We start from the raw sequence: 23,674 nt of genomic DNA on the forward strand, positions 1-23,674 counted from the left end.
TGCTTAAATTAAAAATCGTAGAGGTCGTCTCGATAAGTTTTGTTTAAGGTTTAATTTGTTTTTTGTGCCTGATTGCTTAACAATAATATAAAATCAAATCTTTAAAATATAGAAAAAAATTTCTACCTGCTGAATTCACTTCCGCTAAAAAATCCGAATCAAAGGAACTAAGAGTTTCATTGCTTCGTTAAATAAAAAATAATTTTAATCCGATTTGCAAAACCAAAAAAAAATCTTTAATGTTAAAAAGCAAAGTTATTGTTGTTCTGTTTTTATGCTTATTTTTTAATTTAGTTCCATTGTTTAACTCTGGCAATGTTTTCTCTCAGTTTGAACCGCATCCGGAGCTTGACTGGTTCACTATTGAAACTCCGCACTTCTTTATTACATATCACAGCGGAACAGAGAGAACAGCCAATACAATCGCTAAGATTGCCGAGGAAATATATGGACCTATTACAGCCCTCTATCATTACGAACCCGATAAAAAAGTTACTTTCGTTATTAATGACGTTTCCGATATTGCAAACGGAGCAACGGACTACTACGGAAACCGAATTGAAATCTTTGCTTCTGCATTGGATTATGATCTTCGCGGTACCCATAACTGGCTGCGTAATGTTATCACTCACGAGTTTACTCACGCAGTGCAGATTCAATCATCATTAAAGTTTTCACAGAACGTACCGGCTATTTACCTTCAATGGCTTAATTATGAAAAAGAAAGAAGACCTGACGTGTTATATGGTTATCCTAATGTCATTGTCTCTTACCCAATATCGGGCGTAGGCGTTCCTGCCTGGTATGCAGAAGGTACTGCGCAGTATCAGAGACAACAATTAAGCTACGATTACTGGGATGCTAACCGAGATATGATTTTAAGAAGCTATATTCTTGACGGTAATCTGCTATCATGGGAAGAAATGGGACAGTTCTCTTCTATAACATCTTTGAAAGCTGAATCAATTTATAATTTAGGATTCGGACTTGTAAGATATATTGCCGCAACGTACGGAGAAGATAAGCTGAGAACAATTTCACATGCTCTTGGTGATTTAACAAACTTCTCTATGGATAGAGCAATGAAAGACGCATTGGGAAAAGACGGCAAAGATGTTTACTTAGAATGGAAAAAGTACTTAGAAAATGATTACGCTCAAAGAATGAAAGGCGTTAAAGAAACAGAAGTCAAAGGTGACTTAATAGAGAAACTCGGCTTTGCAAACTATTATCCTCAGTTCTCACCCGATGGTACAAAAATTTCATATCTATCAAATCAGGATTATGATTACGGTGCGACAGGATTGTTTGTATATGATTTGGCAACTAAGAAATCAAAATTGATAACTGCGCCGGTTTCTACAAATTATAACTGGTCACCTGATGGTTCAAAAATAATTTTTGCAAAAAGAAATACTCCGCCGACAATACATGGCGCAGTTGTATATGATTTATATCACTATGAATTAAAGACAGAAAAAGAAACCCGCTTAACAGAAAACTTAAGAGCATACTCCCCTTCTTATTCACCTGACGGAAAACAAATTTGTTTTGTGGTTAACGGTGACGGAACAATGAATCTTGAATACGCAGATGCTAACGGAAAAAATTATGAGCCGCTTACCGCTTTTAATAACGGAGAGCAGGTATTCAATCCGAAGTTTTCACCTGACGGAAAATCAATCATCTTCGACTATGCATTTGAAGAGTCAAGAAAAATTGTAAGTGTAGATATTGCAACAGGAGTGCTTACCGATGTTCTTGGTGATAAAGGTGTCGACTACAGAAGCGCAGTGTTTTCTAAAGATGGCAGTAAGTTATATTATTCATGTAACGCTACAGGAATTTTTAATGTCTATCAATATGATTTCGATTCGAAGCAGACATCGCAAATCACTAACGTAACAGGCGGCGCTTTTATGCCATCAGTTGACGGCAAAGGCAACATAACATTTTCTGAATACACTTCAACTGGTTACAAAATTGCTTTGCTTAATAATTATAAAACTCATGCTGCAGGAGAATTAAAAGCATACGATAAACCTCCGAGATTAATTCAGAAATATGCGGAGAACTATGACCCGAATCTTCCTGAAAATAATTATAACTGGGATTCACTTAAAGCATTCAACGATAAGAATTTTGTTAAGAACGAAAAGAAAGAATACAGAAGCCAGTTCACTCCTTTATTCTTAGTCCCGTTATTAAGAATTGATAATTATAATAAAGACGGAAACTTCCTTGACGCTATAAAGCCCGGATTATACTTTTTCTCCAGTGAAGTTATTAACCGCTATTCTATTTTCGGCGGAGCAGCGATAAACAGAAAAGGTGAAAGAGATTTATTCGCTCAGTTCGAGTATGATAACGGTATGCCTATCTTCGATAAATTCTTTACTAGAAAACTTGGCTTTGAACCAAAATTTACATTTGCAGGATATAACGTATCACGTTCTTCAACAGGACAACTTCTTGCAGGCGCAGATACATTAAACGTTCCTATTACATATGATTTGCTTTCATTTGATGCAGGGATGTCATGGAAGATGATAAATGTTAATCACGATTTCAGATTCCTCTATACATATAGCAAATACGCTTACAAGCTTGATGCATTTGCATTGCCGTCTGGAGTATCAGTCCGTTCTTCCTCTGAAAATTATTTCCTTGCAAGCAATTTTTCATTCGGTTACAGATATAATTATGAGCAGCCCGGAAAGAACTCTGATATAAATCCCATAGGTAGAAAAGTTGATATTCAATATGACTATGAAGTAAGTAAAATAAATCCCGATATTGTTGTTAATGATGACGGAACTACAACAACATTATACGAGAACAGAAAGCTTCATAAACTTCAGGCTGAACTAAGCCAGAGCATCAGCTTATTTAAGACACACTCACTCGGCTTAAAATTAAAAGGCGCTACAATCTTCGGACCTCAGGTAGAAGATTTCTATAACTTCTATGCATCCGGATTGCCGGGAATGAAAGGATATCCTTTCTATGCAATCGGCGGCGGAAGAATGGGAGTTGCAACTCTTACTTACAGAATGCCATTAATACAAAAAATTGACACCAGAATTTCTCCTCTGTATCTTGATAAGCTTTATTTATCAATCTATGGAGATTATGGTAATGCATGGGATGGTAACAGTGTAAATTTTGCCGACTTCAAAAAAGATGTGGGCGCAGAGTTAAGATTGCAGGCATTCAGCTGGTATGTATTCCCTACAAGTATCTTCCTGAACACAGCATACGGCTTTGATCAGTTTACAAAACGCTTTCAGGGTACAGATGTAACTTACGGTAAAGAGTGGAGAGTTTACTTCGGCGTGCTCTTTGGATTTGATTTTTAAATAAGAATTTTGGATATATCGTAGAGACACAAAATTTTGTGTCTCTACGAAATTGATTGTAGGACCTGACAGGATTTATTCGCCGCGGCGAACTGTCAGGTCTTTTTTTATTCAATTGTTATTTATATGAAGAAAGTTAAGGTGGGTACTACTACTTCCAGTTAAATTGTTTCCACTTACGGGATAATCCATGTAGCAAATGTTAAATTAATAATTGGATAACGGTTTTAATGCATAAGCAACAGTGAACGTCGGGTAATCAACATACAATTCCCTGTCATCTTCATCTTCATTATATCTGAATCTCACCCTGCACTTATCTCCGGCATCATCAATACAATACAAAAAAAGTACAGAAGAGCCTGAACTCTCTTTTGTTTCATAGTCATAGATGTCCAAAACGTTTGTTGAACTGGCAAATATTTTAATCCGCTGGTCTACTATATCTATAGTGATAAGAATATTAGTTGTCTCCCAGTCTGACCATTCGCTCCACCGGCCGTGCTTATATTCCATATCAGATGTATATTTTGCACGAAATTTTATTATATCCTGAGCTTTGCAGTCAATTGATAAAAAACAAAAAACTATTATGATTAATAATAAAAACTTATTCATACTGCTGATTTTTTTTGAATATCAATATAAATATCTTTTTGTATTATTTCCATATATATAATATATATTTAACTTATCCTGTACACTTTTTTAACAACTGAATACGCTCCCCATGCAAAAAATAAGGCAGCAAAAACATCAATGGTATAATGCGCTTTTTGCAAAACAACACTTGAACCGACAATTATTAAGCAAAAGAAAAAAAAGAACTTCATAAATGTATCTGCCTTCAGATTATAGTCTTGCCCCGATATTTTTTTCGCATTAAAAACTATTATTGCAAGAAGAGTCAGTGATGCAGTGTGACCGGAGAAAAACAAATCCTTCTGAACCATACCTCCTGTCCCTAGAAAAAATACTATAGGGTCTCTTAAGTCAATTGCTCCGGCAGATACATCAAGCGGAGTTATATACATTGCAAACATTCTTATCCATACCATAAGAGCATAGCAGTTAAATGCAAACATTAATGTTCTCGGCCTGAATGAATTATAAATTATAAATGTGATGAGGGCGACGTAAATTACAGGAAATGCAATGATGTTTAGATCTATCGCATTGAAGAAATTGAAAAGCGGGTCATTGATTTTTACCGAGTAAGTCCTTGCTTCGTTGAATACAAGAAATCTTGCAAAGCTGCTCATTGTAAAAACTAAAAATATTACTGTGAGCGGGAAAAGATAAATATTCTTCCTGTCAGAAAAAAACGTTTTCCAGATGGATGAGTAACTATTCATTTACTATTCTGTCTTCCCCTCATTCATAAGGGGGAATAGGAGGAGGTTTAAGTTTCAATAACGGCAATTGCTGAATTAGTATACAAGTTTAAATCTTCAAGTAAAATGTCTCCATCACTCTCTCTGTATTTATAAAACGTAATAATACAATCTTCAAACCCGCCTTCATTAATCATATCATATGAAACAACCATTTTAAATTTTTTGTTGGGAAATGTAAACGTCAATTTATCTTTTAACTTAAGTATAAGCTCAACTCCAATGAATAACAATCTATTGTCCCGTATATTATCAGCTAAAAAATCGTTAACAAATAATTTGTTAGCAGAATATTCATATCTTGAATCATCATCATAAAAATTTGTACTCCTGAGTAAATCTGTATCAATTATTTTATCATCAGTAGTGTAATATCCATTGTTATAATAAATTTTACTATTTAAAAATTCCTGATAATATTCTTGATCTAAATTTAAGGATGAGATAGAAATAGGAGAGTAACCTTCAATGATTTTTCTAAAATTGAGATTATATTTTGAAAAGTTTTCGAGCATAAATTTATAATTCCATTTGGCTTATACCTCCCCCTATCCCCCTCCTTATAAAGGAGGGGGAAGAATTGCGTGAGAAAATTGTACTAAGTGATTCAGAATTCTATACTTACACCTGAGTTAAAGTTTCTGTTAGGGGCTTGTGTTCTTTCAAGCTCCTGATACTGAACATCAAATAAATTACTTACTGCAAAAAATACTGTGAACTTATTTGAAAATCTTTTTGAAATTTTGCTATCAACTACAAGATAAGCTTTCGGTTCTTCGTATTTATAAAATAAGTCCTCGTCAATTTTGCTTACATATTTTCCGGTAACATTAAAATAAAAATCTCTGTAGTTTAAATCAGTTGTAAAATTTATAAGATGGTTTGGTTTGTATGGTAAAAAATCATCTGAGCGGTTAGGAGATAAATCTCTAGCATCCATATAAGTATAATTTACGCTGAAGTGATAGCCTAAATCATGCTGCATAAATCGGAATCCTGATTTGTAATCAATCATAAATTCCACACCTTTTATCTGTGAGTTTGCAATATTCTGAACCTGGAACGGTCCGTATATTCCGCCTCCGATATTTACGTATTGAATAAGATTATCGTATTCATTTATGAATGCAGAAAAATCAATCGTGAATCTGTTCTTATATTGTTTCATAAATCCGATTTCATAACTTACCATTTCTTCAGGCTTCAGGTTTGGATTGTAAACAAAATCAAAACCGCCGAATAATTCTTTCTTGAAAAATAATTCAGCTATTGAAGGTGAACGGAAAGCTCTTCCAACCAGTAATCTGTATGATACATTATTTAATAAATTCCCGCTGACTTCAGGTGTGAACACCAGTGAAAATTTAGGACTGAACTGAGTAGTTGCAGTTCCGCCGACAAATAGATTTCTATCAATTCTTCCACCGATAGTTGAAGTTAAAACTTCATCTCCAACATTATTTGTAATAATTTTAAACTGATCCTGCGCATATACGCCAAAATTATTCTGCTGCTGGTCGCCATAAAGAATTGCTTCGGGATTTGAACGTACTATATTCCATTGAGCATCAAAGCCTGTAATGAAATAATTTTTTCTTCCCAGCTGAAAATCTACCTGTGAAATATTTCCGAAGTTGTATGAATTAATATATGTATTTAACCCGTCAACTGTTGAACCAAATTGAGCTGATACCGGATTATTCGGATTATAGAATGATTCACTAGCTAAGCTGTAATAATAAAATCTTGAAGTATATTTTGAATTTGCATTCGGAACAGCTCTGTAATATAAATCGTAGCTTGATGTTTCTTTTCTTATCCTGTCGCCCAAATACATCGGTGCTGTTTTATATGGCTCAGAACCGCTTCCTGCATCTTTTCTCCAGTAATGGGGATATGCAGAATTTGATTTTGTATATTGAACGGTGAACTCTAAATCTCTGTTTGCAAATAAATCATACATAAACTTTCCCATACCGCCGTAAAATTCATAGTCAGTTTGTTCAGCATGTCCGTCGTTCTTTTTATAGTTAAAATTTAATAGATATGAAAATTTTCCAAGTGTGTTGCTATTGATTGCATCAACACCTTTGAATGTCTGCAGTGAATTTGAAAACTTTAAGCTGTCGTTAAGCTTATTATAGAATCCGTAATTTAGATTTATTCCTGTGTAAGAAGTATAAGTAGGCTTTTTTGTTATTACATTTACAACTCCGCCGATTGCAGATGAACCGTAAAGCGAAGAGAAAGCTCCCTTTACAACTTCAGTTCTTTCAATAATTGATACCGGGATGAGTGCCCATAATGCTCCTTTAGAATCACCGGTTAAAGATGGTCTTCCATCTAAAAGAAGAAGAACTCTGTTCCCTATACCCCCGCCGGCAACATCAGATGAACCGCGGATTGAAAGTGAGTTTACATTTATTCCGCTTGTGCGTGTAACTGCAACACCTTCAACTCCCTGCAATACGTTATCGAATGTTAAAATATTTTTATATTTAATATCATCAGAAGTTACTATAGAAATAGATGAAGGAGTCTGCTGCAGAGTCTGTTCAGTTTTAGTAGCAGTGACATTTATTTTTTCTGTGTTGATTACATCGGGTGAGAGTTCAATCTTTACATCTAAAGAAGCTTTTTCAGTAAGTACTATATCCTTCTCAGCTGGTTTATAACCAATCCGCTTTGCTAATAATTTATAAATACCTTGTCTGAGACTGTTAATAGTAAAAATTCCTTTTAAATCAGTAGTTGTCTCGAATACTTTTTTTCCGCCTTCATCCTGTAATATAATTTGAACGGAATTTACAACTTCATTTGTTTCATTATCGAGAACAATACCTTTTATACCTGTTTCATAATTTTCATATTCGCTTTGTGAGAAAGCGATATTCAGGAAAAGAAAAAAAACAGGCAAAGCATATAATGCTCTGCCTGAAAATTTTCTTAAAATATTTATAAGATTATCCATTATAAGGATTAATATAATTTCTTAGTGGTATCTGCCCAGCATTTGAAATCAATACCGGTAACGCCAGCGTTATTTGTGATAGTTGCTCTTGATGTTGTTGTTACAACGCATGAGTTATGTGTTGTATCACATCCGTAAACACCCATGATAGGGCTTTGACCGCCGGTGTTCTTTCTGAAACCAACAGACACGGCATAATTTCCATTTGCAACATTGGATAACTTATATGAGTATGACTGATTCCATTTTCCAGTTGAAGAATTTCTTGAGATTCTTACTGTATCATAAGATGATGGACCAGCTGTCGGAGGCCATGATGAATAAGCAGCGATAAGATATGTTCCGCCTGTTGATACAAAGCCTGTATCTACAAATGTTAATGTACCATTGATTGAGTTCGCATCAGGACCTGATGGAGTTACTACAGTGTCGTCACTTTTACAGCTATAAGCAATAGTTATTAAAGCTACTGCGCAGAGAACAAATACAAGATTACCGAAGAATTTTGTTTTCAATTTTTTAAAACGTTTGATTAATGAAATGTTTTTTTCTATGGATGATTAGGTGTGCGAGAAATAAAAAAGCTTAAAATAAACTAATTTTAAATATTTTTGGTTTCTTATTTATACACAGTCTAATTAAAAATAACTAAAACCTGCTTTATTTTCAAACCTAATTTTTATCTTTTTTATTTATTCTTAATACGTAAGAGTATCAAGAAGGTTAGGTTATCTAAAAAGCTTATACAAAAATAGTCACAAGTTAGTAAGCTATCCTATGACTTTACTCAAAAAAAAATGTGATTTATATCATATTTTAAAAACCCTTAAAAAAAGCTATAAAATGAATAAACCACAATATTTTAATAAAAATTACTCTCAAAAATAATTTTTTTAATAAGTATTAGATATGCGAAAAGAAAAACTCAGTAAGTATTTTTTGTATTAATTGTTCTTGAACGTTGAAATGATTATAATTTCGGCTGGAGTTTTCTGAAGTTTGGATTTATCCACAATCCCAGAAAGTAACTTCGTATATAAAGCATTATACTCGAAAAATCCTTCCACTCCCTGAAAGAATTTCTCTCGTCCGGATTTACAAATGCGTATCCGTATAATAAAATTGTTTTATTGAACATTGTCCCGTCATCAAGGAAAACATAACGGGAAATTTTGCCTGTTGAATCAGTATCTTCATTGTTAATATCTTTAACAAGAAATACTTTCTCGTTCTTAAGATAGTTCTCAGTGAATTCTGCGCAAAGAGCGCCGAGCAGTTTTATAGTATCGGAATTAATTCCTGTACTTTGTGAGAGCTCGTCTATTTTTAGGGAATCATCTTTTGGAGGTGTGTTAATTCCAATAAGCTTTACTTCTAACCCGTTATCTGTAAGGAACCGATCCCCGCTTAGAATTTTTTTTACTCTTACCTGCAAAGAATCCTGTGAATAAATAATATTTGCAGATGCTAAAAAAAGTATTAGAAGTATTTTGTAATTCAGAGCGAGTTATTTTGCTTTAATTGGAATTTTAAAATAATAAATCTCGCAGTCTAAAACAGTATTAAATCGTGAATATCATTATAAGATATATCAAAACAAATAATACCGAAACTGATACTTCAAGCACTCTGCTGGAAAGTTTAATAAATGGTTTAAACATGGTTTTTATAATTTTTGGTTAACTGATACACCCTTTATTACATTTCCTGTGCCAAAGCAAAAGTGTGAAAATACATGGGAATTACAATGGATTTAAGATTTTTTACATTTCTCTCAGATAGTATTCCAATATTTACTGTAGTTTGGATACTATATACATTTTAAGGAAAAAATATTGATTTTTAGCTACTATTGCGCTTTTTAAAATAAAATTAATTTTTTGAACTAAATTTCAATTTTTAGATAGATAACCTTAGTAGTACAGAACCTTCTTTTTTACTTAAAAAAATTAACGATTTACTCCATTGAATAATTATATTTCTTATAATATATTGTTAAGTCATGCTCACATATACTAATCCCTCAATTTTTTCCCTCACTTGTATTATCTTCCTCTAAGAAAATTTGTACATCTCTTTATAATTCAAAACCCTCGGATTTTAATACCCTTTTCAATACATACACTCCCTCAGTTTTCTTCAACTTAAATTTCAATTAATTTTGAAAAAGGAGATTGTTATGTTCAGAAAATTATTTTTACTCCTGGTTTTATTCAGTATGTCTGCTGTTTCTTTTGGAAATTCTATTTATACAAAAGAGCAGATAGATGAGCTTTCCCGCGTTCAAAGTAAAATTATCTTGAACGGTGATGCAATTAAAGGTGAATATGTTAGTGGTGCTCCCCGCATAGCAGTAAATAAAAACGGGATGACCCAAAGTTATTTTACGGATAATGCAACTGCAACATTTTATAGATTGACCGATGTAAGAAATTATTATGATATTCAGTCTAACGGTACTGCAATGCAGATCTGGCAGGACCCTAACAATCTTGATAATATTCATGCTGTATATATGCTATCTTCAGATCCCGGTACAACATGGCCCGATAGAGCCATGCAGTATTACTTCAGCTCTGACAGAGGAACTACGTGGACATATGTTTCAAGAGTGCCGTCAACAGGCCGTGCAGGTTACGGAATGGTTACAGGTCTTCCATCCGGTGCAGCTATAATAGCTCTTCACGGAGGATTTGGTGCAAGTACAAATGTAAGAACTCAAATACTTGTGGATGCTTTCACCGGACTTGGTTCTTTTGCTATCTTAGACGCAGGCGGTGTTGCAAATAAATATTCATGGCCCAGATTAGTATTAACTCAGTCAAGCTCACCGGTAAATAAATTTGTATTTTGTGCATCTTCTCTTTCACTTGCAGGACAGCCTGAGGATTCAGCTTTTATGAATATCGGCAGATCTTTTACGTCTCCTGACTTTACCGGATATAAATTAATTAATTCAAGTCAGGCTGAGACATATGCACTTGCAAGAGCTGCAGACGGAAGAATAGGTCTTGCTTATATTGTTGATAGAAACAGATTCCCTTCAGATTACGGAAGTGTCTTCTTCACAGAATCAACTGATAATGGTAACACGTTCTCTGCAGCAACAAAAATTTTCTCTGCTAATTTCGGAACAGATTCTCTTGGAGGATTAAGAGGTATTTCTCTTTTATATCAGGGAAACACTCCAAAGGTAGTTTTTGAAACAATAAAGCAAACAACAGCAGGAAATTATTTCGGAGGCGCACCAAATAACATTCGCTTCTGGTCGACGTCTTTACCGGGAGCAGATCCAAACAGAAGCATAATAATTGCGGACTCTAATAATGTTCCTTATGCACCGATGGTTGGCTCTAATGATGTTGAAGGTCCTGTATGCAGACCGTCAATAGGACAAGCTTCAGACGGTTCTGATTTGTATGTTGCATTTATGGTACAGAATGAAGCAGTAGGAGGAACAGATTCTTCATCTTATACTGATATTTATCTGACTGTCTCCGGAAATAATGGCGCATCATGGAAGAGACCATTTATTATTACTCCCACTTCTCCAAGAATGGACTGGGCTTATGTAACAGTTTCACCTATAAACGATAAAACTGCAAATACTGATTATATAAATATGATTTGCCAAAGAGATACAATTCCTGGAGCGAATGTTAATACCCCTAATACGGACACATATGCAGACCCTTTTTATATAAGAGTATCTTATCCGGCACCAGTAGGAATAAATCCTGTAAGTTCAATTGCCGATAAATTTGAACTTAAGCAAAATTATCCTAATCCTTTTAATCCTGTAACAAACATAAGATTCTCATTACCAAAACTTGCTAATGTAACTCTTAAAGTTTATGGAGTAGATGGAAAGGAAGTAGCGACATTAATCAATGATGAAATAGTCAGCGAAGGAACAAAAGAAGTATCATTCAATGCAACAACACTTGCCAGTGGAGTATATTTCTACACAATCACTGCAGGAGATTTCAGAGAAACAAAAAAGATGATGCTGTTGAAATAGATATAGTATTTAATTTTTAACCGGTTATTAAAATTTCTTAAAATTTATTTTGTAAAGTTCCCTCCCCTTACTAAGGGAAGGGTTAGGGAGGGGTTAAGATAAGAGCAAATCAAATTTGCTTACCTTTAACCACCCCCTTAATCCCCCTCCTTGGTAAGGAGGGGGAGACTTCATAAAATTTTTATTCCTTAGCTTTTAACTATGTTAATTGGAATAAATTATTTTTTCATCACAAAATTCCAACCAATCATCTCGCACCTCTTCCTCGTATTTAGGTTGATGTAAAGAGGAGGGGCAGCGGTGGTGACATATTAATGCGTTACATTACAATTCTAATTAATTCTACATTGTTAAATTTAAATTCTTATCATACATTATTGTAGAATTATTCTCCCCTATTAACCATATCGCGAGTAATATTAATTTATCTTAAAAATTATGAAAATTGAAAAATCAAAAGTCCTAATCACAGGCGGCAGCCTCGGCATAGGAAAAGAAACAGCAAAATTATTAGTAGATATCGGTGCAAAAGTGATTATTACCGGCAGAGATGAAGCCCGTCTTCAGGAAGCTGCACAATACACCGGGGCAGAGCCTTTTTTGTTCGACATTTCGGATTATAAAAGTATTCAATCAAACTCAGAAAAAATAATTGAAAAACTTGGAGGAATAGATGTACTTATAAACAACGCCGGTATAGGTGAATTTAAAAGACTGGAAAAAATTGAAATAGAAGATCTTGAAAAAGTTTTTGCGACAAATGTATTCGGGCTTACCTTGCTAACAAAAGAAATGTCGAAAATTTTCATGAAGCAAAATTCAGGCAACATAATTAACATTGCTTCAACTGCTGCATCTAAAGGTTTTGAAGGCGGCACCATTTATGTCGGTTCAAAATTTGCATTAAGAGGAATGACTCAATGCTGGCAGGCAGAGCTAAGAAAATTTAATGTACGAGTATGCCTGATAAATCCAAGCGAAGTTACAACTGCCTTCAATAACGATTCAAGAATTGAAAGAAAAGAAGACAGAAAAAAATTATCTTCAATGGAAATTGCTTATACTATAAAATCTGTTCTTGAAATGGAAAATAAAGGATTCATTCCTGAAGTAACTGTATGGGCTACGAATCCGTTTTAACTAATTTTATATCGGGCAGAATTTTATTATTTGAAAATCTGCCTGAATTCCCTTCCGGCTATATCCCCTGCTTTTTGAATTTTTTTAATCAGCGCTGAAGTTTAAATTTTAATTGATACATTAAAAATCCACATCATCCATAGTTCTTTTTAATGGTAATCATTTTAATTATTCCAAAAATTAAAATATTACTGCCATGAAAAAAATCTATAGAATTCTGATCATTCCTGTAATTTTTTTCTCAGTCCTCACTTTATCCTGCACTAAAACAGAAGATAATCCTGTAATCCCGCCAACAACCGGAAGCAACGGAACAACCGGTACTTATACTTCTACTACTAACGGTAGTCTTGATTATGATGAGTTCTCATTAGTTGTAAGAAGCGGAGACGTACCTACTCTTACAGGCGGCGGAGCAGGCACGGTAATTTTTTCTTTAAATACATCAAGCACAATTGAAAGCGGATATCCTTCAATACCGGCAGGATATACTGTAATTGGGAAATATCTGAAAGCAGGTCCGGAATCATTTACGTTTAATTCCCCTATACGAATTTACTTCCCGGCTGCTAGTCAATCTACTCCACAAAATCTAACTGTCTTCTATTATTCACCTTCATTGCAAACATGGAAAATTATTCCCACTTCTGCATTGGATACAGTTAAAAAAAGGATCGGCATAGATGTTCTCACACTTGGATATTTTGTATTAACAAAAAGTTCAGGTGGTGACAGAGCAATTGTAGGACCCGGAGGATGTTTTTATGACCATTTGGAAGTTTGGACTAATTATTACTTGACTGTAAGAAGCATCGTACCTCAAGATCCTGCCGTGCTGAGCATGTATGCTGATGGATTTGTTGGAAGGACGTTTTCGGGACCAATATTTTTAGGATGCCCTATAGGAACAACAAAGGCTATTGTTCCATTAGGCACAATAGAATTCTGGCTGTCATATTCTAATTGCCAGGGTCCGAATTTTAGTGTTTATACGTACACTGCGCCTGTATCAGTTACTGTTACAAATCCGTTGATATTCAACGGGTGGTCAACTTATGATGCTGTAGTATATGTTCCGATTGGAATACCAAGCGGAGGTACCTGGGTACAAGGAAGACCTACGGGTACAGGCGGATGGGCTCCGCCAACGGTACCGTATGGCTCAGGTGTATTCCAAGCTACTTTAACATGGACAAATTCAACATCTGCAACAGCAGATATGGATTTGCATTTGTACGGTCCAAATAATCTGCATATTTATTATGGCAACAGAAGTAATTCTGATTTTTCATTGGATAGAGACTGGCAGTCAACACAGGGCAATGCAACTGAAAATATTTACAGTCTGAGAAATGTAATGCCTAGCGGCGATTATACGGTGAAGGTAAAAAATTACGCAGGCGCAACAATGTCGTTTAATACAAGAGTAATTTTAAACGGAGCGGTCTCGAATTTTTCAGGCTCTCTTGCAAATAACGTGGAGACTACGGTGAAAACTTTTACAATTCCGTAAAATAAATTGAAAATAATTTTTAAATTATTTTAAAGATGAAATAGTTTTTTAAGAAGAATTAAATAATTTTACATAATAGTTTAACTAAAAAATAAAACCTGAGAGTCCGTGTTTAAAAAAACAAGAACAATCAGGTTTTTCAGTTTTATCTTAGCCGTCAATTCCCATCGTTGTATCAAATACCCCCCACGGGTATCAAACTTGTCGATTAAATTAGAAGGAATTAAAAAGTAATTCCTGCAGAGATATAATAAAAATCATACTTATAAACGCCGGTATTGTTAGTTTGAGAGGAATTAAAGATTGAATAGATAAGAAATGATAAACAATTTTTCAAAGTAAACTCTGTGAGTCCCCTTACAACTTTATTTGGCGGAGCAAAAATCTTGACTGCGTTTTCAATCAGCACCATTCCGCTTGTTTCCACTGCAAGTGAAACTGCATTATCACGCAAGTTTGCCATTGGAATAAAAAGATTCTTCTGATGGTTTGCATATATGCTAAGAAATTCAAAAGGCTTTATAAACATTGCAGGAGAGAATTGAATATTAACGCTTCCGTTATAAAATCCTCCGAACTTAACATTGCTGTTCACACTCTGAATTAAATCGAAACGATAACTCTCTTTTAATTCTACCGGAGCTTTGTAAAAACTAAATTGAATAGATTTCATCCGTTCATACTTTTCATCAACTGATTTTTCAATTTTCAATTCGGAAGATTTCATTGGAGTTGAAAATAAAAAATCTATTCTTTCAGGTTTGGACTTTTGGTCAATAGGATACGGTTTGCTTTCCTGTGAATATGCAAATTGCGCAAGAGAGCAAAAAAGGAGAGTAAATGAAATATGTCGGAAAATTATCCCATAGCTAACAGAATAAATATTTCGCTATAGTAAATGTAGTGAATGTGAATTAAGAAGTAAAGGATTTTGCAGAGGGCATCAAAATAAAACCCGTCAGTTCACCGGGGTTATTTTACTGACAGGTTTTAAAAATTAGCGGCGAAAAACTTACCTATGACGCAGGCAGCGCCATATTTTCCGCCGTGGTATCTACCTTTTATTACTTTAAAACACACATTATTAAAGCTTTTTCCATTGAGTATTTGCAGGGGTATTTTCTTTAATAATTAATTTAAACAAAGATATTATTTACCTATATTGATTACAAAAAGAAATAAGCAAAAAATCCTGTTAAAAAGATAAAAATTCCGGGACTATTTTGTTCATTAACAGCAATTTAGTCAATCAATTTATCCTGTTAAAATGCTTACAACTCAGACTGCAGAAATACTCAGAAGCTTAGATAAAACTGAATTAAAACGATTTGGAGATTTTATCAAATCCCCTTATTTCAATACAACTAAACCTCTGGAAAAAATTTTTGATATAGTTCAAAAAACATTTCCGGAATTTGAAGGTGAATCACTTAGCAGGGAAAGAATTTATAAAAAACTTTATCCTTCTGAAACATATAATGAGAAGAGAATTAAAAATCTCTCTGCTGAATTTTCAAACCTGCTAAAAAAATTTCTTGCGCACGAATATCTCGCTAAGAATAAACTTCAGATGGATGTTAACATCACAACGGAATTAACTAAGAAAAATCTTAATAAAATTTCTGAAAAGCTTATTGCAAAAAGCCTGATTGATAATGATGACGGATTGCTTTCTATAGCTGACAGATTTCATTATGTCTATCCCCTCAATGTTAATCACGCTCATAATCTTGGAAATCTGCGTGAGCATGGCTCGCCTGAATACCTTCAATCCGATATTGAACTGATAGAAAAGCTGATTATCTTTTTTATGACCAATATTTATCAGCTGTCTTTTTATGATACAATGAATCATAAGATTTTTATGATGGATGAAAACCCGATTTTGAAAGTAGTTGCAGGCTCTATCGATGCAGAAAAGATTCTTTCTTATATGGGAAAAACAGGGCACGAGTATACATCGTACCTTAGAGTACATTATCTATTTCATTATTACTCACAAAATGATGTTACGGAGGAAAAATATCTTGAATTTAAGAAAGAGATATTGAGTACTATCCGAAAAGTAAAAAAGCTTGACCAGACACAGTTTATTTTCAGAATGATACACATGATTATTTCTAAACTATCCGTCGATACAAGAAAATATTACGAAGATGTTATTGAGTTTGCTGAGTTAATAGACGAGCTGGAAATATTTACATTGGCTGATGTTAAAACTTTTGATAACGGACCGTTCCGCGATATTTTCATTATTGCTATTGCTTTAAAAAAATATGACTGGGCTGAAAACTTTGTAAATAAATATATTAATTTTATGAACAAAGATCTAAGACACGATACAGAAAATTTTTGCCGTGGAGTCCTAGCATTTAAGCGCGGGAAATTTGAAGATTCACTAAGACATTTCAGCGTAGTTAAAATGATTGATATAGTGGAAAAATTGAATATTCGTTTTTACTATATGATGAATTATATTGAGCTGAAATCTTACGAAAGCGCGCTCTCTGCATTGCAGTCATTCAGACAGTTCACTCATGACAGCGATGTTATTCCTGAAATGTTTGCAACGAGAGTGCAGGACTCACTTAAGTACTTTGCCGAGATAATTAAGTGTGAAGAAAAAGGTGAAAGAATAGAAGAATGGATGATAAAAGAAGTTGAGGAGAAAAAAGGAATAATTCATAAACAATATTTGCTTGAAAAAATGGAGAAGCTTATTTGAATAACTGAAACCACATCTGGATATGTAATTTTTATCAAAAATCCCTCAGTTATGGGTTTGCAATAAGACTGCAAAATTCGTATTTTTGATATTGTACCAAAAACGTGCCCGTAGCTCAATCGGATAGAGCAACAGCCTTCTAAGCTGTAGGTTAGTGGTTCGATTCCACTCGGGCATACTCTTTCCACTCTTCATTAGTTCAATTCCAATTAAATTTCGACAATATTATGGATAAAAAGATTTGTATCATTACCGGCGCATCTTCTGGTATCGGTTTTGCCTGCGCTCAAAAATTTCTATTAAACGGTTATACTGTAATTAACGCTTCCCGCAAAGATAAAATGCCTATTGATAATCCTGAATATGAGTTTATAGCTACTGATGTTTCAAAAGAAGATGAAGTTAAAAATCTAATAGAGAAAACTATAGAAAAGCATGGCAAGATAGATGTGTTAATTAATAATGCGGGGTTTGGCTTATTTGCAAATCTTATTGATTCAAAAACTGAAGACTTTGATTCAATGTTTGCTGTGAATGTCCGCGGTTTATATCTTTGCTGCAGATATGCTTTAAAATCTATGATTGAAAAACAAGCAGGAACAATAATAAATATCGCTTCAATAGCAGGTAAAACTGCTGTTCCCACAGCTTCAATTTACTCGGCTACTAAACACGCAGTTATAGGATTATCAACTTCACTTTTTATGGAAGTTAGGAAACACAATGTGAGAGTTACAACAATTTGTCCGGGTTCAGTTGATACTCATTTCTTTGATGCTCCCGGCACAATTTTAAATTCGTCCAGAGAATCAATTTTGTCAGCTGAAGATATAGCTGAATCATGTTTCCTCGCTGCAAGTTTGCCTGTATCAGCAACTATAGCTGAGATAGAACTAAGACCAACTAATCCGAAGAAATAATTTGGAATAAACACAACAAAGGGAACTCCGATTGCCATTCTTCAATTCTCAAACCCCAACTTGAGAACTTAGAATACGGACTTCCCTTAATTGTTACAAAAGAAGAAAACAAAATCTGATTTACTCACCTTTGAAGTAATATCCTCTGTCACTAACAGAAGCTTCACAACCTATCGTTCTGTTACCATCTTCAACATCATGAAATTCAATATTAAAATATTTAAGCATTGAAAAGCTATCTCCCCCGGAAACTCTGACACCGGGATTATTCATGGCTCCTTCAATACTTTCATTATTACGACGATTTGAGCTATCAAAACCTAATGAATTTTGTTTTTGAGCTACTGCAGGATTTTCATCCCAGTCACCTTCATCTTCTGCGGGATTTACATCTTCATCATCTGTATCTTCGCTTGTATCATCACTTAAATTTTCATTTTCCAATTCTACAGAATCTTCTCTTTCAATTGAGCCCCCATCTCCATCGGGTACCCCTACACCTGCTTTACTTTTTTCTGTTTGTTCCATTTTTTTCTATATTTAAATTTTAAAGTATAATTTAAGTATTACTTTAATCTTCTTCTTTTTCAGAATTATTATCCCCTGTTTCTTTCTTATCTTCCTCCATATTAACTCCTTCAACAGGAGTTTTTTTTACCAATGCTTCCTCTGTATTTTCATTCTCAAATTGTTTCTTATCTACTTTTGTATTCTTATCCATGATGATTTTAATATTAATTTATATCGTACCTTATTTCAGGTTTATCTTTTTTCTGTTCTCCGCCATCACCTTTTTCCGGTTTTTGAGCGATGTCAGGATTCTCTTCTTCCGGTTTGTTTTGTTTTCTTTCATCTGTATTGTTATCATCCGGTTTTTCCTGATTAGAATTATCTTCCATTTTCTGAGAGAATGTAACTCTTATTCTTTCCCCGCCAAAAAAGCTTGAACGGTTATACTGACCTGCATTCTGACTGATTCGATTCCATTCGGATTCTGAATTCCATTCATTGTTATTTGTATTTTCGTCTTTCATAACTTTTGATTTATGTTCTCAATAATTGATTTTCTGTTCGGGAACTATTGATTAAATTAAATTATATTATAAAACTTCTTTTTTAGCATTTTCAGATTTTGTCATATCATCCTGATGTTTTTTAGTCTGAGTCGATAGCTTCTCATCGAGTTTCTCGCTGCCTAAATAATTTTCGATGTTTGAATTACTATATGGAGTTTCTTCAACCGTGCCGCCCAATACTTCTTTAACCTGTTTTCTGTTAGCCTGAGTAGTGTGCAACGGTTCTGCGCTGTTATGTTCTTTATCTAATGATGCTGTTAAACTTTCCGGAGTTGTTCCTTCTGTTAGTGACGGGTTCGATTGTTTTTCTTTGCTATCCATTTTTATTGTAATTAAAATTTACTCACTTTCGATTAATACAATTACAAAGAGAATACCATTAAATCGCAGAAAGTTCTTAAAATAATTTTTCAAAAATTGCATTTTTACTCCGAAAATCTAACTTTCTAATTCAAATATTAATTCCAGTAAGTAAGTGGTGTGACAATGCGTTGAGTTATTATGACAATGTTGGCAGGATGTTAGATAGGAAACCTGGCTTTAAAACATCGCTACGGGGTGGGATTTTACTAATCCCTTTAGCGGTCTACCGACTCCGCAGCGATAAATTTCAACAGGTTCATTCTGCTTTCTCTTCTTTATTATTTTGTTTATTGAAAAAATCATCCGGAACAGTTGCTGTTTGCTTAGAATTATCTTCAAGATTTCCTTCAGGGTCTCTTGCTTCGTTTTTCGAATTATCATTCACTGCTCTTTCCTGATTTAATATTTCATCCTGCTGCATGTCTTCCGCTCCCGTCTGTTTCCACTGATGATGTTTATTATTTTCAGGTAGTCTTCCATCCACCATATCACCTGCAGGTTTTTCTCTGCGAGCTTTGTTTATATCGGATATATCGGCTTCTGCGCTTACGATATTTTTAGATGTATCCTTTTCATCTTTTTTGTCTTTATCGTAATACAATTTTTGTTCGCGCTCAATGTATTGCATAGCTAATTTATTTAGGTTTATAAATACTTTTTTAAACTCATTTTTTACCTCTTTTAAACTTCACTCTCGTTTAACTTACTGCTGTCGGTTCTTTCTTTTTCTTTTTTGTTCAATGCTTCATTCTTCTCTAACTTCTTATCACCCTTATTTTTTCCGTGACTGTATTCTTCACTCATCTTTTCATCAAGCTCTCTTGCATCGCTCATTTCAGCTCCGTTATTTTCGCGCTCTTCCGACGTCGCATCATTTTTTTTATCAATTCTATTTTCATCTGATTGTTTCACTTTTCCCCCTTCTGATGATTTTCTCTAAGCATCTCATTACGCTGGCTTGTTTCAAGTTTTGTTTTGCCTTCCTCATATTGAGTCGTTGTATCGCTGTTCAGAACATTTTTATTATTAGGACCTCTTTGTCCCGAGGGTTGCTTTGCAATTCTAGCATTCGGCTCTTGTTTCTGTTGAGTGCTCTTAGGGCGGTTTTGTGTTTGAGGATTGTACATGTCATCTCCTTTTTAGTTTGTTTCTACTATAGTATATCCTCAATAGCCGTGCCCCTTGGCACGCTCAAATGGCACAATTACAGTTAAAATTTCAAGGAATTGTATAATAAGGTATGACTCGAAGAGGAATTTGAGACAGGGCTGTCAATATTAATAGGATAAAAAATGGGGCTTTCGCCCCATTAACTTGATTCTACTACTCTTCACTTTTTCTTTCCTCTGCCTTTTCCTGTTCCTCGGCGAGCTCAATTTTTAAATCCTCAGTATTGCTTGTCTCTTTCTGCTCAGAGATTTCTTTCGGATAGTCTGCCAGCGCTTCTTCAGCCCCGCTTCGTTCAACTTCTTTTTTTATAGCTTCGTTTATTTTTTCAGATTTTTCAGGTGTCATGTAATTTTTCTTGGTTTAATTTGTTTACTCAGCTTTGCCACCGTCTTTCTGTGAAGGACGTTCAGGAGTTCCCTCTTCTACTTTTTCATCCATCACTTCAATTCTCTTTTTATCAGACTCCTTCTCTGTATCGCTTTCAGGAATTGAAAACCCAACATCGATTTTCTGTTCATCTATTTTTTCTTTATCAATATTTTGATTGTTATTTTTTTCTGCTTCCATGATTGTTTTTTTAAGTTATAAAATGAAAGTTACAATTTTTTGTTAAGCTCTATTTCTCTGTTATCATTTTTTGTATCTTCCTCTTCCTGTATCTTCTCTGCTTCTCTCTCCCTGTTATTCATATCCTTCGCAATACCATGTTCTTTGTTTTCGTCTGAGTACTGCTCGTCAAATTCATCTGAGCTTTCCCTTGCCTTATCTTCTTTTTTATGGCTCATTATTTTATGTTCATGATGCTTTTTCTCTTCATCAAATGTCTTTTCAAGGCTTGGGTTTCCCGGCTCTTTTACTGTCTCACTAAACGGTTTATCCTTCTTTTCGTAGTCACGTTTTTCCTTCTGTTCATCTTTGTTCAGAAGATTATCACTTTGAGTGTTCTTATTTTCTGTCTCCATTTTATTATGATTTAAGTTTGATTAATTCACCTTCTTAGCCTTATCAATTCAATTCCTGTACCTACGGGAATCGCATTTTTAGGCTGCTTTTAACAGGTTTTATACAAGGACCTATATACAAATGTCAGACTGGGGCATTTTTATGACAGAAGTGGCAGTAAAATAATCCTGCTATTTTTCGCTTTTAGGCATTGGATAAGGAACAATATTATCCTTGTGGCTCTTATGTCCGCCGAAAATATTTTCCATTATCTTCTGGCTGCCGAGGTGATTTTTGATGTGCGGATTCACGGGCTTCAAATTCTTCACTCTTACCTCTTCAGCTCTTGCTGCATTTAATTCTTCGTTCAATACATTAGCCATTTTATTATGTTTAGTATTATGTAGTAAGTAGAATGTATAAAGTAGTTTTGTTTTTCTTTCTACTTATTACTTTATACTTTATACAAAAGATTACTTCTTCCTGTTCTTCTTCATTCCGTCTTTTACAAAATCAAATCCCCTTGTCACAATTCCCCTATGAAAAATCTTCTTTCCCTGATTCTTATCTTCGTTCTTTTCTTCATTCATTATTTTATTGACTGAAATTATATCCTGTGACTTTTTTTCCGGTGATGCATTTTCCAATGCGGAATTCCTCCGCATCGGTATGCCTAACATCGGATTTAATTCCTTATTGATGAGATATATATTGGCGGGACTTTTATCTTCCAGCTTCTTATTAATTATTTCTTTCGGCTGCTCTGCATCACGATTAACATCTTTCGATTCATCCGCAGGTTCCTGAGTTGTGCTCATAGTCTTTTCTTTTAATTTTCCTGGGGAGTTTAATAGAGTAGTCATTCTAAACATCAGATACCACTTAATACGGAGTGCGGGAATAATTTATATTTATCCCATTAAAGAAGCGGAGCAGCAAGTCTCAAGTTTTATCTTCTCTTCTTTAAAAATCTTGAGACAAAAGTGCTGATGAAATTCGGTTTACTTGCAGCAGGCTCTGTGATGCCTGCTTCTTTGTCCTGCATTCGTTTTATTTCTGCCAGTCTTTTTTCATTAAATTTTTGACGGTTTATATCGGACTCTGTAAAGAATTCGCTTTCCTTCGAGTTTATATCGTCCAGCTTATTATATTGTTTGTTATTATCTGTCTTAAAATACTGCAGATACTTGCTAAGCTCATCGGCTGCATTCCGGTAGTTCTTTATAAGCTGCTGAAGGTGCAGGTCAGGTTTTGACTTCTCTTCGTTGTCTGCTTCTATTACTGATAATTTAGTACGCGAGGGAGTATCAAGCTCCTTATCAATTTCTCTTAGGAGAAGTTTTTCTCTGTTGCTCATTTATTGTAGTCCGGAGTTTAATTGCCTGGGGTGGGTACTTACATTGTAGTCATTCTAATTGTAAGATACCACACAATACGTAGGGACTAATTAATAATGAATAATTAATAATTAATAATAAAAGTTTGAATAAGTCGGGTTTTGCTTTTCAATTATTCATTACTAATTATCAATTATTCATTTAAAAAATGGTCGGGAAATAGTCGGATTTTTCTGCAAAATAATATTTATTTATAAAATGCCGCTAGCAGGGTTATTTCAATTACTCATTATTAATTATTAATTACTAATTATAAAAATTAGTCGGGAAATAGTCGGATTATATTTCTCTCTCGTTCCGATGCTCCAGCTTCGGAACGTTCATATTTTTAAATGAAATTTCGTTTCAAATGACGGATTTTTGACGGATTTTGAAAATCCCCCCTATTGATTTTACAATACATACGTTCTACTTTCTTAAAACAGTCGGGTTTTAGTCGGATTTTATTTCATAATATTTCAATTCAACCAATCAGGCCTTATAAATTTTCCGATTAGAAAATTACGAGAACAGGCGCGGCGAAGACGTTTGTCTGAGCGAGCGATAGCGAAGCGAGTTTACGTCGCAGCCCGCCTTTCGGAGTAATTTTCCGGAAAATTTATACAGCCTTGATTTTTTTGGTTCTTTTTGTATCAAGACAAAAAGAACAATCCGCCTAGGCGGATAACAACAATCCAATTTAC

Annotated in this window: 26 protein-coding genes and 1 tRNA gene; 7 read left to right on the forward strand and 20 right to left on the reverse strand. The window is 34.3% G+C overall.

What is annotated here, in order from left to right:
• Positions 1–239: 239 nt before the first annotated feature.
• Entirely contained in the window at positions 240–3,359 is a 3,120-nt protein-coding gene (locus tag JST55_09605; protein MBS1493757.1) for a PD40 domain-containing protein, read from the forward strand.
• A gap of 207 nt (positions 3,360–3,566) precedes the next feature.
• On the opposite strand, the gene JST55_09610 is transcribed toward JST55_09605, so the two are convergent.
• The 6 genes from JST55_09610 to JST55_09635 all read right to left on the reverse strand — a co-directional run bounded on the left by JST55_09610 (position 3,567) and on the right by JST55_09635 (position 9,159).
• Positions 3,567–3,977 (reverse strand): hypothetical protein, encoded by a 411-nt coding sequence (locus JST55_09610; protein ID MBS1493758.1) that lies wholly within the window; start codon positions 3,975–3,977, stop codon positions 3,567–3,569.
• A gap of 68 nt (positions 3,978–4,045) precedes the next feature.
• Positions 4,046–4,714, reverse strand: a complete 669-nt coding sequence (locus tag JST55_09615; GenBank protein ID MBS1493759.1) for a phosphatase PAP2 family protein — start codon at positions 4,712–4,714, stop codon at positions 4,046–4,048.
• 47 nt (positions 4,715–4,761) lie between these two features.
• Positions 4,762–5,268 (reverse strand): hypothetical protein, encoded by a 507-nt coding sequence (locus JST55_09620; GenBank protein MBS1493760.1) that lies wholly within the window; start codon positions 5,266–5,268, stop codon positions 4,762–4,764.
• A gap of 92 nt (positions 5,269–5,360) precedes the next feature.
• Positions 5,361–7,724 carry a TonB-dependent receptor gene (locus JST55_09625; GenBank protein ID MBS1493761.1) on the reverse strand — a complete coding sequence of 788 codons (2,364 nt, stop codon included), beginning with the start codon at positions 7,722–7,724 and terminating at the stop codon, positions 5,361–5,363.
• A gap of 8 nt (positions 7,725–7,732) precedes the next feature.
• Entirely contained in the window at positions 7,733–8,239 is a 507-nt protein-coding gene (locus JST55_09630) for a hypothetical protein (protein ID MBS1493762.1), read from the reverse strand.
• Positions 8,240–8,694: 455 nt separating this feature from the next.
• Complete coding sequence (locus JST55_09635) at positions 8,695–9,159, reverse strand: thermonuclease family protein (GenBank protein ID MBS1493763.1); 465 nt, start codon at positions 9,157–9,159, stop codon at positions 8,695–8,697.
• Between the two features lie 744 nt (positions 9,160–9,903).
• On the opposite strand from JST55_09635, the gene JST55_09640 reads away from it, so the two are divergent.
• From JST55_09640 to JST55_09650, 3 genes are all read left to right on the forward strand, one after another.
• A complete protein-coding gene (locus JST55_09640) occupies positions 9,904–11,745 on the forward strand; it encodes a T9SS type A sorting domain-containing protein (protein MBS1493764.1) in 1,842 nt (613 codons plus the stop codon).
• Between the two features lie 438 nt (positions 11,746–12,183).
• On the forward strand, positions 12,184–12,885 hold the full coding sequence (locus JST55_09645) for an SDR family oxidoreductase (GenBank protein MBS1493765.1): 702 nt from the start codon (positions 12,184–12,186) through the stop codon (positions 12,883–12,885).
• Positions 12,886–13,081: 196 nt separating this feature from the next.
• The gene (locus JST55_09650) at positions 13,082–14,398 is read left to right on the forward strand and encodes a hypothetical protein (protein ID MBS1493766.1); all 1,317 of its coding nucleotides are present in this window, start codon (positions 13,082–13,084) and stop codon (positions 14,396–14,398) included.
• 223 nt (positions 14,399–14,621) lie between these two features.
• Here the strand turns inward: JST55_09650 and JST55_09655 are convergent, their stop codons facing one another.
• Positions 14,622–15,125, reverse strand: coding sequence for a hypothetical protein (locus tag JST55_09655; GenBank protein MBS1493767.1), 504 nt, complete (start codon positions 15,123–15,125; stop codon positions 14,622–14,624).
• Positions 15,126–15,665: 540 nt separating this feature from the next.
• On the opposite strand from JST55_09655, the gene JST55_09660 reads away from it, so the two are divergent.
• From JST55_09660 to JST55_09670, 3 genes are all read left to right on the forward strand, one after another.
• Positions 15,666–17,123 (forward strand): hypothetical protein, encoded by a 1,458-nt coding sequence (locus tag JST55_09660; protein ID MBS1493768.1) that lies wholly within the window; start codon positions 15,666–15,668, stop codon positions 17,121–17,123.
• 104 nt (positions 17,124–17,227) lie between these two features.
• A tRNA-Arg gene (locus JST55_09665) sits at positions 17,228–17,301 on the forward strand.
• Between the two features lie 49 nt (positions 17,302–17,350).
• Entirely contained in the window at positions 17,351–18,043 is a 693-nt protein-coding gene (locus JST55_09670; GenBank protein MBS1493769.1) for an SDR family oxidoreductase, read from the forward strand.
• 120 nt (positions 18,044–18,163) lie between these two features.
• Here the strand turns inward: JST55_09670 and JST55_09675 are convergent, their stop codons facing one another.
• The 13 genes from JST55_09675 to JST55_09735 form a co-directional block, all read right to left on the reverse strand.
• The gene (locus tag JST55_09675; protein MBS1493770.1) at positions 18,164–18,571 is read right to left on the reverse strand and encodes a hypothetical protein; all 408 of its coding nucleotides are present in this window, start codon (positions 18,569–18,571) and stop codon (positions 18,164–18,166) included.
• A gap of 43 nt (positions 18,572–18,614) precedes the next feature.
• A complete protein-coding gene (locus JST55_09680) occupies positions 18,615–18,764 on the reverse strand; it encodes a hypothetical protein (protein ID MBS1493771.1) in 150 nt (49 codons plus the stop codon).
• A 13-nt stretch (positions 18,765–18,777) separates the two neighbouring features.
• Positions 18,778–19,077 (reverse strand): hypothetical protein, encoded by a 300-nt coding sequence (locus JST55_09685; GenBank protein MBS1493772.1) that lies wholly within the window; start codon positions 19,075–19,077, stop codon positions 18,778–18,780.
• A gap of 66 nt (positions 19,078–19,143) precedes the next feature.
• Positions 19,144–19,440 (reverse strand): hypothetical protein, encoded by a 297-nt coding sequence (locus JST55_09690; GenBank protein ID MBS1493773.1) that lies wholly within the window; start codon positions 19,438–19,440, stop codon positions 19,144–19,146.
• A 298-nt stretch (positions 19,441–19,738) separates the two neighbouring features.
• On the reverse strand, positions 19,739–20,110 hold the full coding sequence (locus JST55_09695; protein MBS1493774.1) for a hypothetical protein: 372 nt from the start codon (positions 20,108–20,110) through the stop codon (positions 19,739–19,741).
• A gap of 53 nt (positions 20,111–20,163) precedes the next feature.
• Entirely contained in the window at positions 20,164–20,394 is a 231-nt protein-coding gene (locus JST55_09700) for a hypothetical protein (protein MBS1493775.1), read from the reverse strand.
• Positions 20,391–20,609 carry a hypothetical protein gene (locus tag JST55_09705; protein ID MBS1493776.1) on the reverse strand — a complete coding sequence of 73 codons (219 nt, stop codon included), beginning with the start codon at positions 20,607–20,609 and terminating at the stop codon, positions 20,391–20,393. Before JST55_09705 ends, JST55_09700 begins: the two co-directional genes overlap by 4 nt.
• A gap of 196 nt (positions 20,610–20,805) precedes the next feature.
• Positions 20,806–20,997: a hypothetical protein gene (locus tag JST55_09710; GenBank protein ID MBS1493777.1), complete on the reverse strand. Its 192-nt coding sequence runs from the start codon at positions 20,995–20,997 to the stop codon at positions 20,806–20,808.
• Between the two features lie 24 nt (positions 20,998–21,021).
• Positions 21,022–21,219, reverse strand: coding sequence for a hypothetical protein (locus tag JST55_09715; protein ID MBS1493778.1), 198 nt, complete (start codon positions 21,217–21,219; stop codon positions 21,022–21,024).
• Between the two features lie 29 nt (positions 21,220–21,248).
• Positions 21,249–21,614: a hypothetical protein gene (locus JST55_09720; GenBank protein ID MBS1493779.1), complete on the reverse strand. Its 366-nt coding sequence runs from the start codon at positions 21,612–21,614 to the stop codon at positions 21,249–21,251.
• Between the two features lie 171 nt (positions 21,615–21,785).
• A complete protein-coding gene (locus JST55_09725) occupies positions 21,786–21,977 on the reverse strand; it encodes a hypothetical protein (protein MBS1493780.1) in 192 nt (63 codons plus the stop codon).
• Positions 21,978–22,067: 90 nt separating this feature from the next.
• The gene (locus tag JST55_09730; GenBank protein ID MBS1493781.1) at positions 22,068–22,412 is read right to left on the reverse strand and encodes a hypothetical protein; all 345 of its coding nucleotides are present in this window, start codon (positions 22,410–22,412) and stop codon (positions 22,068–22,070) included.
• A gap of 131 nt (positions 22,413–22,543) precedes the next feature.
• Positions 22,544–22,951 carry a hypothetical protein gene (locus JST55_09735; protein MBS1493782.1) on the reverse strand — a complete coding sequence of 136 codons (408 nt, stop codon included), beginning with the start codon at positions 22,949–22,951 and terminating at the stop codon, positions 22,544–22,546.
• Positions 22,952–23,674: the final 723 nt, after the last annotated feature.

Source organism: Bacteroidota bacterium (assembly GCA_018266835.1).
GTDB lineage: Bacteria > Bacteroidota > Ignavibacteria > Tepidaquicellales > Tepidaquicellaceae > JAFDZO01.